This is a genomic window from Cohnella sp. GbtcB17, from assembly GCF_019091135.1.
In the GTDB taxonomy this organism is placed as follows: domain Bacteria; phylum Bacillota; class Bacilli; order Paenibacillales; family Paenibacillaceae; genus Cohnella.
On record NZ_JAGXJW010000031.1, the window covers coordinates 30,224 to 46,909 of the forward strand.

Annotated in this window: 11 protein-coding genes; 1 reads left to right on the forward strand and 10 read right to left on the reverse strand. The window is 60.9% G+C overall.

From position 1 onward, the window contains the following. Positions 1-6: 6 nt before the first annotated feature. The 10 genes from KVT38_RS17820 to KVT38_RS17865 all read right to left on the reverse strand — a co-directional run bounded on the left by KVT38_RS17820 (position 7) and on the right by KVT38_RS17865 (position 13,889). Positions 7-1,287 carry an extracellular solute-binding protein gene (locus KVT38_RS17820; protein ID WP_217595094.1) on the reverse strand — a complete coding sequence of 427 codons (1,281 nt, stop codon included), beginning with the start codon at positions 1,285-1,287 and terminating at the stop codon, positions 7-9. A 56-nt stretch (positions 1,288-1,343) separates the two neighbouring features. After that, on the reverse strand, positions 1,344-2,939 hold the full coding sequence (locus KVT38_RS17825) for a response regulator (RefSeq protein ID WP_217595095.1): 1,596 nt from the start codon (positions 2,937-2,939) through the stop codon (positions 1,344-1,346). Between the two features lie 17 nt (positions 2,940-2,956). Continuing rightward, entirely contained in the window at positions 2,957-4,756 is a 1,800-nt protein-coding gene (locus tag KVT38_RS17830; RefSeq protein ID WP_217595096.1) for a sensor histidine kinase, read from the reverse strand. A gap of 23 nt (positions 4,757-4,779) precedes the next feature. Continuing rightward, positions 4,780-5,592 (reverse strand): carbohydrate ABC transporter permease, encoded by an 813-nt coding sequence (locus KVT38_RS17835; protein WP_217595097.1) that lies wholly within the window; start codon positions 5,590-5,592, stop codon positions 4,780-4,782. 12 nt (positions 5,593-5,604) lie between these two features. Continuing rightward, positions 5,605-6,525 carry a carbohydrate ABC transporter permease gene (locus KVT38_RS17840; protein ID WP_217595098.1) on the reverse strand — a complete coding sequence of 307 codons (921 nt, stop codon included), beginning with the start codon at positions 6,523-6,525 and terminating at the stop codon, positions 5,605-5,607. 90 nt (positions 6,526-6,615) lie between these two features. Continuing rightward, positions 6,616-7,950, reverse strand: a complete 1,335-nt coding sequence (locus KVT38_RS17845) for an ABC transporter substrate-binding protein (protein ID WP_254639326.1) — start codon at positions 7,948-7,950, stop codon at positions 6,616-6,618. 727 nt (positions 7,951-8,677) lie between these two features. Continuing rightward, positions 8,678-10,321, reverse strand: coding sequence for a 3-keto-alpha-glucoside-1,2-lyase-like domain-containing protein (locus tag KVT38_RS17850; protein ID WP_254639317.1), 1,644 nt, complete (start codon positions 10,319-10,321; stop codon positions 8,678-8,680). Between the two features lie 247 nt (positions 10,322-10,568). After that, a complete protein-coding gene (locus KVT38_RS17855) occupies positions 10,569-11,867 on the reverse strand; it encodes a 6-phospho-beta-glucosidase (RefSeq protein WP_217595100.1) in 1,299 nt (432 codons plus the stop codon). Between the two features lie 25 nt (positions 11,868-11,892). Next, the gene (locus KVT38_RS17860; protein ID WP_217595101.1) at positions 11,893-12,864 is read right to left on the reverse strand and encodes an N-acetylglucosamine kinase; all 972 of its coding nucleotides are present in this window, start codon (positions 12,862-12,864) and stop codon (positions 11,893-11,895) included. A gap of 17 nt (positions 12,865-12,881) precedes the next feature. After that, on the reverse strand, positions 12,882-13,889 hold the full coding sequence (locus tag KVT38_RS17865) for a LacI family DNA-binding transcriptional regulator (RefSeq protein ID WP_217595102.1): 1,008 nt from the start codon (positions 13,887-13,889) through the stop codon (positions 12,882-12,884). 301 nt (positions 13,890-14,190) lie between these two features. Between KVT38_RS17865 and KVT38_RS17870 the strand changes: the two genes are divergently transcribed. Next, entirely contained in the window at positions 14,191-16,662 is a 2,472-nt protein-coding gene (locus KVT38_RS17870) for a PAS domain S-box protein (protein ID WP_217595103.1), read from the forward strand. Positions 16,663-16,686: the final 24 nt, after the last annotated feature.

The window sequence follows — 16,686 nt, forward strand, 5'->3', positions numbered from 1 at the left end:
GTCTTTTCAATTCGACAAAATCTCGTTCAGGCGCCGCTCCGCCGCAGCCAGTCCGCTTGCCGGCTCCGTTCGGTTCTGTATGATGCTCTGCAGCTCCTCCGACAAGGCCGTCAACAACGCCGCATACTTGTCCGTCCTGGGCGCCGGCTTCACGGTCCGCTGCGATTGGACGAACAGCTTGCGATAAGGCAGCGCCTGATAAGCCGCGCTGGTCATGACGGCCGTATTGGCCGGGATATGTCCTGCCTCTCCCCACACGACGCTGCCGACCTCCGAAAAGTACTTGATAAAAGCCATGGCCGCGTCCCGCTTCGCGTCGGTCGCGTAAGCCGGGATCGCCAGCGTGTGCGAGCTGCCCCAATGCGCCTCGCTTCCGAAAATCGGCGGCAGCGGCATAATGCCCACGTTTAAAGAAGGGTTGGCCAGGTAATGCCCCGCTTCCCAGACGCCGCCGAACCACAGCCCCGCCCGTCCTCGATCGAAGGAGTCCCATGGCGTCTTGTCGTTCAGATCGCTCAAGCCTTCGGCGAACAGCCGCTGGTAGAAGGCGAGCACCCGCACGGCATCATCGCCCGCGATCGCCGCCCGGGTGCCGTCCGGGCTGAGTAAATCGCCGCCCGCCTCATAGTACAGGTCCAGAAACGGCTCCTGAAAATACGGCGTGTTCACGGCCATGGGCTGCACGTCGGGCACCCGATCGCGGATCTGCTTCAACGACCGCACGAAGCCTTCCGGCGTGGCTTCCCCGAGCCGGGGCGTTCCGTCCGCTCCGAGCAACCCGGCTTGGGCCAGAATGTCTTTGTTGTAGTACATCATATGGAAATGCGTATCCAGCGGAATCGCATTATGCTTGCCGCCAAACGCGACGCTGTGCAGGCTGGCCGCATCGATCTCGTCAAAACGAAAGCCGGCCTGCTCCGCCGGCCCGTCAAGCTCCGACAGGCGGCCCGCCTTGACGAGCGGCGACAGCCGGTCGGCGTGAACGACCGCGACATCGGGCCCGCTGCCGAAGGAGAGCGCGGTGCCGAGCCTGGCGTAGTATTCGTTGGACTCGAGGCGAAGCTGCTTCACGAACACGGCATCCTGCGAAGCGTTGAAGTCCCCGATAATGCGCTCGACGAATTCGCCCTCTCCTCCGCCGAACGGATTCCAGAAGGACAGCACCACTGGCGCGGGGCTGTCTTCGCTCGCTCCGGGCCCTACGCCGCCGCCGGGCGCGGGCGCGCCGAAGCAGCCCGTCAGCAGCAGGCACAGCGAGATTGCCGGCAAACCCGCGCGCTTTCGCATCGCGTGCTCACGCTCCTCTCATTCGTTTTCCCCGTTCGGCAAACGGTTACAAATCTTCACGGCCCGGTATCGATCGATGCGTCCCGGTGCAGGGCGCGATATTCCGAAGGAGACAGCCCCGTTATTTTTTTGAACACCTTCGAGAAATACTTGGGATCCGGAATGCCGACCAGGCTGCCGACGTCTCCCGTTCTCATCTCTTGCCTGAGCAGCTCTTTGGCGTTGTCGATGCGAATCCGCGTCAGGTACTCGAGGAAGCTCTCGCCGACTTCCTTCTTGAACAAATTCGCGAAGTAGTTTTTGCTCAGGTGCACGAGGCCGCTTATAAATTGGAGCGAAATCTCGCGGTCGTAATATTGCCTGATATACTGGGTCGCCTTGACGATGCTGTTGCGGTCGCTGTTGTACATGCCGGCGATATGACGCACCAGCGCTTCGAACGACTGCTTGAACCACGCCCTGCTCTCTTCGACCGTCTCCAGCCTGGACAACTGGTCGTAATACTGCCTTTTCAGCTCCGTCACTTGACGGTCGTCGTTCGCCACGTCCGGCCATAGCGTCGTCAGGATCATGAGCAGCTCGAAGGTGATGATATGCGCCAGATCGGGATCGCGGCGAACGGACAACCGATCGAACAGCGCATCCAGGTATGCCGCGAGCTCGGCGGATTGGAACGCGTACACCATCGACTGAATCTGGCTGGTACCGATGCGGATCGGCTCCGCATGCTCCGCCGGCACGCGCTTGTCGTCGGTGCCGTGGACGATGACGCGGCCGCTTCCGAGGAACATTTTTTGCTTGGCAGCTTCCGCCGCCTGGGCGTAGGACGCCTTCAGCTCCGCCCAAGCCCCGATGCGCCCCCCGATGCCGATCGCCGCCTTCAAGCCGCACTCGTCCAGGAGCAAGCCAATAAGCGCCTCCGCATGCCGCTTGACGCGTTCGAGCCCCGCTCCCGCCGCATGCTTGCCCGCGTCGCACAAGACGCAGACGTCTCCTTGCTTGTCGACAAACGCTTCATAATCGCCGTCGTCCGACGTCCATATCCGGCCGATCGCTTCCCTGACCGCCGCTTGCCGCTCCTCGAAGCCCTGTCCGGCCGATTGCAGACTGATCAGCAGCACATAAGCCGAGCGAATCGGAGCCAGCCCGGCCCGCGCCGCGCGCTCGTCGCATTCGGCCGGGTCGCAGGCCGCACCGTCCGCCAGCTCCGCCAGCAGCCGCTCCTTGTGAAGGCGCTCCGCCTGCGGGTCCGAAGTCTCGGCACCGCGCGCCGAGGCATGCAGCTTGTCCTTCACGCTAAGCAGCGCCTGCTCGAAGTCGCGCGGCATCATATCCGATTTGATCAAATACTCGGAAACGCCGTGCTTGATCGCTTCCTTCGCGTATTGGAAGTCCTCGAGGTTGCTCAAAATGATAATTTTCATGTCCGGCGCGGTCTTGCGCACCTCGGCGATCAGCTCGATCCCGTCCATCACGGGCATCTTGATATCGGTAATGAGAATATCGGGCGGCTCGGTCCCGATCAGCGCCAGCGCCTCCCTGCCGTTGGCCGCCTCTCCCGCGAGCCGCAGTCCGATCTTGTCCCAATCGATCATGGACCGGATGCCGAATCTCACGATCGGCTCATCCTCGACGATCATGACGCGATGCATGCGCCCCCCCCTCCTTCCTAAGTCATCAAGGGCAGCCGAATTTGGATGCGCGTGCCCACGCCGAGCTCGCTCTGTATCCGGATGCCGTATCCCTGCCCGCAGATGAGCTTGATCCGCTCGTCGACGTTGGCCAGGCCGATCCCGCCCGGCTTATCCTTGCCGCCCCCCGGCTGCTCGAGCATTCGCTGCGCCGCCTTCGGATCCATGCCGCCGCCCGGCTCGCGGGCGCACGCGATCTCGATCCGGCCGCCGCTCTCGCGGCCCTCGAAGGCGTGCAGGATCGCATTCTCGATCGGCGGCTGCAAGATGAGCTTCGGCGTGCGGAGCAGCCGGACCTCATCGGCCATCTCGACGGACGTCTCGATGTTGAAGTTGAAGCGGAACTGCTGGATGCCGAGGTAGCAGCGGACATGCTCGATTTCCTCCTCGACGGTCACCGTCTCCTCGCCCTTGCCGAGACTGATGCGGAGAAGCCGGGAGAGCAGGCTGACCATCTCCGCCGCGTGGTTCGCCTTTTGAATCAATGCCGTCCACTTGATGATATCAAGCGTATTATACAGGAAATGCGGGTTGATTTGCGCCTGCAGCGCCTTCAGCTCCGCCACCCGCTTCTGATCCTGCTCGACATAGACGGCGTTCAGCAGCTCGTCGATCCGCGCGACCATCGCATTGAAGTTGCCGCCCAGCTCGTCGAACTCGTCGTACCTGCGCTTCGTCTGGTAACGCGTGGACAGCTCGCCGTCCATGACGCGCTTCATGAGCCGGATCATCTTGAGGATCGGCTTCGTGATCGAGCCGGCGAGCACGATCGCCGCGATGATCGAGAAGGCGATGCAGAACAGGGCGATCAGCAATATAATCTGCAGGAGCCTGTCGGAATCCTGGTACAGCGCGGACTTGGAAATGACGTTGACGACCATCCAGTCGTTTGTCGCGAGCTTTTTGACGTTGACGATCAGCTTGTCGCCCCCGTACTTCAGCGGAAACTTCAGCTCCCCGGCGCCCGCTCCCGCGATCTGCGCGTAGCCCCGCTCGCCGAGCACCTCGGACACCGATCGCCCGATCATCGCGCTGTCCGGATAGGAGACGAGCCGGCCGCCGCCGTCGACGATGAAGCTCTGCAGGTCCCGGTTGTTGCTCGCGGCTTTCGAGACGAGCTCCTTGATGACATCCTCGCGAATGTCGAGCACGGCGGCGATGCCGAGCGGGCTGCCGTCCGATATTTTATAGAGCTGCTTGGCGAGCGAAAAGACGTATGTGCTCTGCGAATTCAGACTGTCCACGTAGGTGCCGTAGCGCGTCGGATACCAGTGGAAGTCGCCGTCGTCCAGCGTCCGGAGGAAGGGGCGCGACTCTTTTTCCGAACGCTCGCTCCAGCGGTAGATGCCTTTGATATAGTGCCGATCGGATATGAACGATATCGATTGCACATCCTGGTTGATCGCCACGATCGTGGACAGCTTCGTGGTCAGCGACAGGCTGTCGAGGTCGTACTGCGCCGGATCGGCATCGCTCAGCTTGCGCAGCATCGAGACGATCTCCGCGTTGCCGAGCACCTGCATCATCATTTCCTTGTAGATGCCAAGGCGCGTGTCCAGATTGTCGGCGGTCTGATCGAGCAGATGCTCCGAGTATTCGGTCGCCTTCTCGTTGATCGTCGATCTGGAGATCGAAAACGAAATAATCCCCATGACTACGAGCGGCGTCAAAGAGAACAGAAATAAAAGCAGCATCCACTTGGCGCGCATGCTGCTTTTCCATATGCGTATCGGCGGCCAAACGCGTCTCCGGAGAGGCGCTTCGGGTTCAAGGTTCATGCCTCCAGCCTCTTCTCTTGCGATTATCCCTTCACGCCGGACATGGATACCCCTTGCACGATGTGCCGCTGCAGCAGCACGAATACGAGGATGGTCGGGATCGCCGCGATCGCGCTGGCCGCCATAATCAGGTTCAGGGACATCGTATTATTCGACAGGAAGGTCGGCAGCCCTGCCGAGAGAATCATATTTTCCGCGGAGGTGATCGACAGGTACGGCCACAGGAAGTTGTTCCACGATAAAATGAAATAGAAGATGCCGACGGAGATCATCGCCGAACGCGTCAACGGCAGGCACACGCGCCACCACAGCCCGAAGCTGCGGCTGCCGTCGATCTGCGCGGCCTCCAGATAATCCCGGGGCACGCCGTCCATGAACTGCTTGAGCAGCAGGATGCCGATCGGATTGGTCAGGCCCGGCAGGATGATCGCCCATATATTGTCGATGAGCTTGAGATGAAGCGCGGTCTCGTAGAGCGGGATCAGGATGGCCTCCGTCGGGATGAGCAGTCCGGACGCGATCAGGACAAAGAAAATGCCACGCGTCTTAAAGGGAAGCTTGGAAAACGAGAAGGCCGCGAGCGAGCTGAACAGGACGGCGATGATCGTCGTGAGAAAGCCGATGACGACGCTGTTCCATGTCCAGCGCAAAATTTGCGAATCGCGGATGACCTTCGCGTAGTTGTCGGCGTTCAGGCCCGACCAGTCCACCCAATCGGACAGCGAATACACGGTCGTGCCGTCGGGCTTCAGCGAGACGAGCAGCATCCAGACGAGCGGGAAAACGAACAGCAGCGCCAGCAGCGCCGCCGCGATATTCAAAAACCACCTTTTCATGCGAATCTCTCCTCATCCGTCTTTCCGGTCGGTCAATTTAAACTGGATCGCGGCAATCATCAGCATGATGACGCAGAAGACGATCGACTGCGCGGAAGCGAGACCGAACATGTCCTTCTTGAAGCCGGTCACATAGATGTAGCGGATCATCGTATTCGTCGAGTCGCCGGGTCCGCCGCCCGTCATGATCTGCACCTGGCCGAACAGCTTGAGGCTGGCGATGACCTGGTAGAAAATCTGGATTTTCATGACGCTGGACAGGCCGGGCATCGTGATATGACGGAATCGCTGCCAGGCGCCCGCCCCGTCGATCTTGGCCGCTTCGTAATGATCGGGGGGAATCTCCTGAAGGCCGGCCAGAAACAGGACCATGACAAACCCGACTGTCCACCAGTCCGTCACGATGGTGATCGCCCACCAGACGAGCCCCCGGTCGGTCAGCCAGTTAAGCTCGCCTGCGCCCAGCAAGCCGAGCAGGGCGTTGACCGGACCGTTTTTCGCGTCGAACAGATGCAGCCAGATAAAGCTGATGACCGATACGGAGAGGACGTAGGGCAGGAAAAAGGCGGAGCGGATCGCCGTTCGGAACCAAATGCGCTCGTTGATGAGGAGGGCGAGGACCAGCCCCAGCGCGATGACGGTAGGCGTGCACAGCAGCACGAAGTAAAAGGAATGCCACAAGTAGACGTAAAAATCGGGATTGTTGAAAATTTTATCGTAGTTCGCGATGCCGACGTACTTCTCCATTCCCCGTATGCCCCAGACGTGCAGGCTCATCCATATGCCGCGGCAGACCGGCCACAAATAAAATACGGCGAAAGGAATCAGAAAAGGAATCAAATACAATACGGCCTTCAATTCGGTCCGCAGGCGCAGCGGCTCGCGTCTTCGCAAAGCAACGGAGGCTTTGCGTCCAGTGATTTGCGTCTCCATTCGCCATTCTCCTTAAGCAGGCTTTCTATGAAGCGGGAGAGGAGCCGCAGACGCGTCCGCGCCATGCCGGTTCCTCTCCGCCTTTTCTCTTTAGTTGTCCAGCACTTCGTTAATCTGCTTTTCCATGTCCTTCAGGCCGTCCTCCGGCGATTCACTGCCGAAGATGATGTTCTGGAGCGACTCCGCGATCGTCGTGACGATCGTCGTGTATTTATCCGTCTGCGGCGCGAACTTGACCGTCTTCTGCGCTTCGATAAACTGGTCGCGGTACGGCAGGCTCTTGTATTCGTCGCTCGCCGTGACGTTGGCGTTGGCCGGCACGTGGCCCGCTTTGCCCCAGGTCGAGCCTCCGACTTCGGAGAAATACTTCATGAACTTCGCGGACGCTTCCTGCTTCTCCGCGGACACGTAGGAAGGAACGACGAGCAGGTGCGAGCTGGCCCAGTGCGTCTGGCTGCCGAAGATCGGCGGCAACGGCATCGCGCCGATGTTTTTGGACGCGTCGCCGAGCAGCACGCCCGCTTCCCAGACACCGCCGAACCAGAAGGCCGCCTTGCCGTTGCTGAAGCTGTCCCACGGATTTTTATCGTTCAGGTCGGCATATTTGTTCTTGTAGACGTCCATGTAGAACTTCAGCACGGACAGCGCCTTGTCGTTGTTGATCGCGGCCTTCGTCATGTCGGCGTTCAGAATGTCTCCGCCCGCCTCGTAGTACAAGTTCAGGAACGGCTCCTGGAAATAGGGCGTATTGACCGCGAGCGCCTGAATGTCAGGCACCTTCGATTGAATTTGCGCAAGCGTCTTCTCGAATCCTTCCGGCGTCATTTCTCCCAGCTTGGGCGTGCCGTCTTCGTTCAGCATATCGGCCTGTTTCAGCAGGTCCTTATTGTAGTAGAACATATGAAAGTGCGTGTCCAGCGGCACGGCGTAAGGCTTGCCGTCGTAAGTGACGCTCCGCAGGTTGGATGCCGTGATCTGCGACAGATCGAAGCCGACCTTGGAGGCCAGGTCGTCGACCGGTACGATCTGCTTCGCCTTCACGAAGGGCGAGATGCGGTCCACGTGCGCCACCGCCACGTCCGGTCCCTTGCCTGAGGATAGCGCCGTGCCGAGCTTCGCGTAATATTCATTGGACTCCAGGCGAAGCTGCTTGACGACGACTTCCTTTTGCGAATCGTTGAAGCCCTTGATGATCTGGTCGACGAAGTCGCCCTCGCCGCCGCCGAACATGTTCCAGAACGTGATCTCGACGGCGCTGCCTGCGTTGCCCGCGCTTGCGGCCTGGCTGGATGCCGGCGCGGATGCGCTGCCGCTCGCCGGCGCGGACGATGCTGCGTTGTTATTGTTGTTGCCGTTGCCGCAGCCGGCCAGCGCCAGCGTCAGCGCCATGCCCGTCGTCAGGAGCGTTGCGGATTTCTTTTTCATTTTCACGTATGACCCCACCTTTATAAGAGATGCGTGCCGAGAAAGCCTCGTTGTAAGTGCTTTCTTCATGCTTAACTTTAACTGCGGCAGGGCATCCGATGAACCGACGATCAGCCGCTTCTGATGCGACAAAATACAGATGTTGCCGGCGGTCCCGGTAAGAAAAGGTGGACAATGTTAAGGTCGGTGGCGAAACTTACGGTGGGGCGTAGGGGCGGGGCAACCTTAGTTGGGGGTGTAGGGCGGGGCAACCTTAGGTGAGGGCGCACGGGGTCGGGCAATCTTAAGGAGCCGTGTGTTGCTGGTGCGGCGTTAAGGCCCATTTGCGCTTATTGGTACCTTTCCGAGTGTTGTTGTGGGGCGTTAGTGCCCATTTGAGCTTATCGGCACCTATCCGAGTGTTGTTGGCGGGGCGTTAGTGCCCATTTGCTCTTATCTGCAGCCTTTAGAGTGTTGTTGGTGCGGCGTTAGTGCCCATTTGCGCTTATCGGCATGGAGTTGCACGGTTTTTCCGTGTAACTCCGCTACCGGTTGCACTTACTATGGGAGTTGTACGGTTTTTCCGTGTAATTTTGCTTCCGGGCGGCACCTGCTACGGGAATTGCACGGTTTTTCCGTGTTACTCCTGCGTTCGATGCCCTCCCCCAGGCCAAAAAGCCGTTCCCAGGCCCGAAGCGCCTGGGAACGGCTTTGCTCGAATGCCCGGAAGGTTCTTTAATCCGGCCAATCAGTACAGATTGATATTGTCGAAGCTGACGCTGTTGTTGAAGCCGCCGCGCACGCCGATCGTGCCGGCGGTGAAGGTCGAATCCGTCGCGGTGAGCTTCGGTGTCGCCATGTCGCCCACGTAGACGCGGATGGTGCCGGCGTTCACGGTCACCTTCATGTGGTACCATGTGTTGGTCGCGATCGCCGTATTAAGCGTCTGCAGCGCCGTCCAATTGTTGTTGAAGCGGCCCAGGAAGATGACGCCGTCCGAATTGATGCCCGCCGCATAACCCGACTGGGCGTCGGGGCCGGTGCCCGGATTGGTCACGTTAAAAACGAGGCTGGCCTGACCGGCGTTGTTGAGCTTGATGTCGCCTTCCAGCGTATAGCTTGCCTTCGACGGATACGGCGTCAGCAGCGCTTTGTCGGCATTGGCGGACGTCACGTTATACGTGCCGCCGCCCACGTTCCAGGTGCCGCCGTATTTGACCCAGCCGTTGTCGTTGGCCGCGAAATCGTTGGCGTAGGAGCCTGTCAGTGCGCCGAACCGGACCTGAATGTTATGCCCGCCCACGCTGCGGTCGACGGAGTCGATCATCGCGATCTCGTTCGTCCCCGTCTGGTAGAGCGCGCCCCACAGCGTATTGCCGAAGGCGGGGACGTCGTTGTTGTACCAGGTATTGCCGAAATCGTTGCTCAGCGACAGGACGTTGGAGTTGGAGGTGAGCACAAGTCTTCCGTCGGCCAGCGACAGCAGGTAAGGCCCGCCTTGCTGGTTCGTAGATACCATCGTGCCGATGCCGCTGGCCCAGGTCGTCCCGTCCGCGCTTTTCTTGGTGAAGATCCGGCAGTTTTGCGTGCCGCATACCTCGTAGGAGACGATGTACTGCCCGTTCGTCATCTTCGTCCACACGGGCATGCCGGGACGCGCGCCTGCGTTCGAGGGGTCCCAGGCTACGTAAATCTCGCTGCCCCAGGATGCGCCGCCGTTCGTCGAGATTTTTTCGGAAATGATCTGGCTGTAGGACGGACTCTCCGTCACGTGCTTTTCGTTCGCGTACATGACGGCGACTGAGCCGTTGTCCAGCAGCTGCATGTGCGGCTCGTACACGCCCTTGTCGGGATTGCCCAGCGCGCCGGGCGCGCCGTTATTTTGATCGATCGTGCTCAGGTAGCTCCAGCCCGTACCGCCGTCGGTGCTCTTGTACACGCGAAGCTGATACGATTCCTGCCAGCGGACCGAGCGCATGGCGAGCAGAATATCGCCGTTCGGCAGTTGGAGCAGCTGGCCGTTGTCCAGATCGCGGCCGTCCTCCCACAGCGTGGCGGCGAGCGTCCACGTCCGACAGTTGTCCGTGCTGCGGAACACCTGCAGCCGGGTGCCGCCCCAGGATACTTTGGTATATCCGTTGTTGTCGTAAATGGCGGCGACCGCTAGCCACGTGCCGTTCGCCAGCTTGACCATGCGGGGGTATTCGGCGCCGAACGTGCCCGGATGCAGACCGCGCGCGTCCGTGCCGGCGTCCGTGAAAGTACTGATGTTCGTAACGGTCGAGGACGTGCCCCACACCACCGGACCGTTAGCCGCAAATGCGGGCATCGCCGTCGCGACGATCGCCAGGCACATGAGTCCTGCCAAAGAAGCCAACCACTTTTTAATCAATGTCGTTCCCTCCTTATGAAAATAAATACGCCTAGCCGCTTGCCATCCGCCTTGTCCTGCGCTATCCCTCCTTTCTCTCCGTCAAATGTAAGTGCTTTCATTAATAAATGGTAAAAGAACCGCTCTCTTCCGAAAACCTAAAATCGTGCGGCATTGAGGGCACAAAGTTACGTTTGTCGTCGGCGCGCACGAAAAAGCCTCCTGCGCAGACTTGGCTGCGACAGGAGGCTCTTGCACCATCAATCTTTTAGAAAAACGCAGGCAAATACGGACGATTCTTCTCCAGCATCTCGTCCAGCAGCTGCTTTGCCACGCGCACGGACGGCACAAGCGGATGCGCCGCCATCGCCTGCAGCGCTACATCCCGGTCGCCTTCCACGGCCGCGCGGATCGTGAGCCGTTCGTATGTCTTCACGGCGTGGATGAGCCCCTTCGCCTGCTCCGGCACCCGGGTCACCGGCAGCGCCAGCGGTCCCTGGCCGGTCACGACGCAGTTCACCTCGATGCAGGCGTCCGGCGGGAGAAAATCGAGCGTGTTGCCGTTCGGCACGTTCAGCGTCTGAATATCGCGTTTGTCGCCGTAGAGAGACTCCATCAGGTTGACCGCCGCCTCGGAGTAATAGGCGCCGCCGCGCTGTTCCAGCTGCTTCGGCTTCTCCTGCAGGTTCGGATCCTTGTACAGCTCGAACAGCTCGTCCTCGACCTTCTTCACGACTTCGGCGCGAGTGCCGCCGCTCTTCAGCGACGCCAGCTGCTCCTCGAGCATGACGTCCGTCATGTAAAAGTATTTGAGGTAGTACGAAGGAAACCCGCCCAATGAGCGGAGGAAATCCGGGTCCCATTCGGATGCAGGCACGTTTTTGCCGCTGTATTCCTGACGCTTGTCGAGCAGCTCGGGCAGCCGGTCGACGCCGTCGACCTCGATGCGCGTCACCCAGTGCAGGTGGTTGAGCCCGACGAACTCCGTGTAAATGCGGGACGGCGTCGTATCGTATTTGGCGGTCAGCCATTTGGTGAGACCGATCGGCGCGTTGCACAATCCGATGCTGCGGACATTGGAGTAGCGGCGGATCGCCTCGGTCACCATGCCGGCCGGATTCGTAAAGTTGAGCAGCCAGGCGTTCGGAGCCAGCTCTTCGATGTCCCTGCAAATGTCGAGCAAGGCGGGAATCGTGCGCAGCGCCTTCATCATGCCGCCGGGGCCGGTCGTCTCCTGGCCGATGACGCCGTGCAGATTCGGGATGTGCTCGTCCGACTTGCGGGCTTCGAGCAAGCCGACGCGCATCTGCGTCGAGACGAAGTCCGCACCTTCGATCGCCTCGCGCCGGTTCAGCGTCAGGTGCACGCTGATCGGCAGGCCCGACTTTTCGACCATACGCTTCGCGAGCGCCCCCACGATCTCGAGCTTGTGCCAACCCGCTTCGATATCGACGAGCCACAACTCCCGGATCGGAAGCCGATCGTACCGGTTAATGAAGCCTTCCACAATCTCCGGCGTATACGAGGAACCGCCGCCGATGACGGCCACCTTCAGTCCTTGCGCCATGCTTATCACCCTCCTGGTCAATAGATCAGATCGCTTCAAATTCCGCCGCGTCCTTCAGCGTCTCGCGCGCCGTCTCAGGAAGCGGGCCGTCCGCCTCGAACGCCATCCACAGCGCGCCGACGACGGGTTCGACCGCCAGCTTCACGACGGCAGCGTTCGGCGCCGCGGCGGCCACTGCCCGCCGAATCTCGGCATGCACGAAGTCGCCCTTGCCGCGCGTCAGGATGCTGCCGGCCATGACGACGTCGAACGTGTCGTCCGACATGCCAAGCCTGCGTATAATCGCAGCCGCCTGCCTGCCGAGCTCGTCGCCCTGCTTCCGCAAGATCGCCTGCGCGGCTGCATCTCCGTCTTCGGCCGCCTCGAACAGCAGCTTCGCGAGTCGAAGCGGCGGACGCAGGTCGCGGTCGAGGTAATCGTGGAACATCTCCTCGACCGTTGAATAGCCCGTCTCCGCCAGCACGAGCGGCGTGAGCGCCGTCTCCGCCTCGCGGCCGTCCCAGGCGCGGATGACCGTGCGGAATGCTTCAATGGCCAGCGCCATCCCGCCGCCGAAATCGCCCGTCATATACGTGAAGCCGCCGACCTGAAGGCTCTCCCCGGCGGGATTGCGTCCCGCGCCGTTGGTGCCGCTGCCGCAGATGAGCACGACGCCGTACGGCCGGGTCGTGCCGGCGCGCATCGCGATAATCGTGTCGCAGTAAATCTCGTGCCGCGCGAAGCCAAGCTCGGCGATCATCGGACGAAGGATCCGGAAGTCCGCCTCGCGGTCCGCGCCGGCCAAGCCGAAGCAGGCTAACACCACCTGCTCCCGCGAGATGCCCGCATCGGCAAGCGCCATCGCCGTCGCTTCCCCGATGCTGCGCCGCGCGACTTCCCGGTCGATCTGATGATTGCCGTTGCCGCTCTTGCCTTTCCCAACGACCCGTCCCCGCTCGTCCGCGACGAGCGCATACGTCTTGGACCCGCCGCCGTCGACGCCCAAATAATATTTCATCCTCGTCTCTCCTCCCGCTATTCGTTCCCTGCGTGGTTGGCCGCCGCCGTCGAATCCCTGACGATCAGCTCCGGATCGATCTGTACCGTCACATGTCGCCGCTGCTGCCCCTCGATCGCCGCGAGCAGCAGCTCTACGCCCCGGCGCCCGATCTTGTCCGCCGGCTGGCGGACCGTCGTCAGCGCGGGACGCAGCGCCGAAGCGAGCACCTGGTCGTCGAAGCCGACGACCGACAGGTCCCTCGGCACGCGAAGTCCCGCGTTCTTGCACGCGTCGACGACACCAAGCGCGATATGGTCGTCCGCCGCGAACACGGCCTCCGGCAGGCTGCCTGCCGCGATCCAAGCCTCCGCGATCCGGTAGCCCGAGTCGATGTTGAACTCGCCGGGCTCGACGCTCCAGGGCGCAAGTCCCGCCTCCGCGAGCGCCTGCATAAATCCGCGCTCCCGATCCCGGCTGCTTAAAAACGTGCGCGGTCCGGCGATATGCGCGATCTTGCGATGCCCAAGGCCGATCAGATGCCGCGTTGCCTCGTAGCCGCCTTTGAAGTTGTTCACGACGACCGACGGCGCCGAAGGCGACGGCTGCTGATTGTCCAGCAAAATGTACGGGATGCGCTTTTGGAGCAGCTCGAGCTCGTAGCCGTCCTCCTGCATCGGCGACAGCACGATGACGCCGTCCACGCGGTCCTCCTCGAACAGCAGCCTGCCCGCGCCTCCGCCCGCGCCCGTCTCGACGGACAGCGCGAGGAAGTAGCCCTGCTCGGCCAGCCGGTCGCCGATCTCCTTGACGACCGCATCGAAAAACGAGTCTTGGAGCGTCGCCAAGGTAAGGCCGATGACGCCCGTCCGTCCTCTGGCCAGGCTGCGCGCCGCGGCGCTCGGATGGTAGCCGAGCTCCTTCATCGCCTGGAGCACCTTTTCCCTGTTTTTCTCCCTGACCGACGGCGCGTTGTTAATGACGCGGGATACGGTGACGACGGACAGTCCCGACTTTTTGGCGACGTCGAAGATGCTGATTTTCACGGTGACGCGCTCCTTTTCTTTTTCGAAAGAGATCCCTGCGCCCGCTGCATGCCGCAAGCATCGCTAAAGTTTAAACGCTTTAACTTTTATGCAACCATTTTATCGTAACTCCTTATGAAAATTCAATCCCTAAAATTTAAACGCTTATACTTTTATGCAAAGAAGCGCTTTACATCATTTAGCTGACGCCACATGGCAGGATTATGGGCGAGCGCACAGAATTTATAAAAACCGGCTTTCGCGCAGTCATCCAAACCAGTCACCCGTGTCCAGTCCCCATACTATTAGGAGGCTTTCCGCCTTGTCCATAAAGCTTAAACTTACCGTCTTCCTGTCTCTTCTCGTCGCGGCGATCCTCACGCTGAACCTGTCGATCACTTACTTCTGGTCCAAGGCCGGCATGCAAAAGTCGGCGATCGACCGCATGGACATCATCTCGAAGCAGATCGGCGAGTCCATCAAATCGTACGAAGACGAGCTCGAACGGCTGGAGAGGGCCCAGGAGGAAAAGCTGCTTGCCGCCTCGATCGCGATTCGCAGCTCGCTGGATCCCGATATCGAAAATGTGACGAACGAACAGCTCGTCAAGCTGTCCGAGGAGCTTCAGTTGGAGGGGATCTCGCTTTGGGTGCGGACGCCGAACGACATCGTCGTCAAGAAGTCCTCGAAGCCCGGAGAGATCAATCTCGGTTCCAATACGATGGATTACTGGTACACAGCGTTTCAGCAGCTGTTCGCGCTTCAGCCGGTCGACGTCGGCTTCGGCCGCGCCTTGCCGAACTTCTGGTCGGGCCCGTTCAACTTCGCCACCTCGGATCCAGACCTCATCCTGAAGTGGGGCGACTACTACGACGGCACGACGAACTATATGATCAATCCGTTCATGCGGGGAGACGTCCTGGTCGACTTCAAGGATTCCGTCGGTACCGAGAAGCTCATCAAGCGGCTGCTGCAGGACAACGCCGATCTCGTGGAGATCACCGGCATCGATCCCGCCTTCTTCGGGAAAGCGCCGATTATCAAAATAAAAAAAGGAAAGCCCGTCTACAATCTGGACGTACGCGACATTGTGTTCGGCACCTACGCCTTCAAGGACGAAGCCGACGTCGAGCACGTGAATACCGCCATCACCACGGGCGAAACGGTGACCGCGAACAGCAGCGCCGGCGGCAAACGGCTGCTCAAAAGTTATATCCCGATTCACGGAGACCGGGATTATATCGTTACCGTAAGCTTCGACCGCGCCGCGATCAGCGGCGACCTTCACCGGCAGCTGCTGCTGAGCGGCGTCATCGGCCTCGCTCTGCTGGCCGCCACCGTCTTGACCAGCTATTGGCTGTCGGGCCTGATGATCCGTCCGGTGCAGCAGATTCTGCACAAGGTCAACGCCGTGGCCGAAGGCAGCTTCGACGAGCCGCTGTCCGTCGCCAGCAACGACGAGCTCGGCCGGCTGTCCGAACGCGTCAATACGATGGCGAGCAATCTCAGCACCTATACGAGCCGCTTGAGAGACACGGCGGCGGAGCTGCGGAGCACCAAGCAGTATCTCGAGTCGTTCGTGCATCACAGCTCGGACGCCATCCATGTCGCCGACCCGCTCGGGAACCTGATGCAGGTGAATGCCGCGTTTGAGAAAATGTACGGCTGGAGCGCCGCGGAAGCGCTGGGCCGCAGACTGCCAGAGGTGCCCGAGGAACTCCGGGAGGACGACGCTCGCATCCTGCGGAAAGTCGTCAAAGGCGGCTCGGTTGCCGACTGCGAGACGGTCCGCTACCGCAAGGACGGCTCGCGGATCGACGTCAGCATCACCGTGTCGCCCGTGCGCGACGAGCATGGCGAGATCGTCGGCATCGCCTCCATCTCGCGGAACATTACCGAGCGCAAGGCGACCGAGGAAATGCTAAGACGCACGGAGAAGCTGTCGATGGTCGGCCAGCTCGCCGCCGGCGTTGCGCACGAGATTCGCAACCCGCTCACGACGCTGCGAGGATTCGTTCAACTCCAGCAGAAGACCGGCCGCATCACTCCTGTGCATCTGGAGACGATGCTGTCCGAGCTCGACCGGATCAACTTCATCGTCGGCGAATTCCTCGTCCTGTCCAAGCCGCAGGCGATCCGCTTCCAGCTCATCGACATTCGCGCCATCATGAGGGAGACGGTCGCCCTGCTCGAAGCGCAGGCGATCATGAACAACGTGCAATTCGAGCTGCGCGAAGCGGGCGAGCTCCCCTCGTTAAACGGCGAGCCCAACCAGCTGAAGCAAGTGTTCCTGAACGTGCTCAAAAACGGGATGGAGGCGATGCCGGACGGCGGCACGCTGCGCATCGGCATCTGGGCGGAGCGGCACGGAGAGGCTGCGGGCGAAGAAGCCGAGACCGGCGAAGGCAATGCGGCTGGCGCGGGCGATACGATCAGCGGGAGGGCCTCGATCGACGAGGGCGCTGCGGCTCGCGGAAGCGCTGCGGAAACGGAGGCCGCGGCGGCGCGCGAGACGGGGATCACGTCGGCCGATGCGGAGGCGATGTCCGGGATGGCAGTCCGCTCCGATCCGACTGAGGAAGACAGCATCCTGATCGTCATCGAGGACGAGGGCTTCGGCATTTCCGAAGAGGAGCTCAAACATCTCGGCGAACCGTTTTACTCCAACAAAGCGTCGGGGCACGGCCTCGGCCTCATGGTCAGCCAGCAGATTTTGGCGGGACACCGGGGCACGATCCGCTACAAGAGCGCACTGGGCCAGGGAACTCGCGTCGAGATCCGACTCCCGTATTAAAGGCTAAAGGTGCGGCAATGGCAA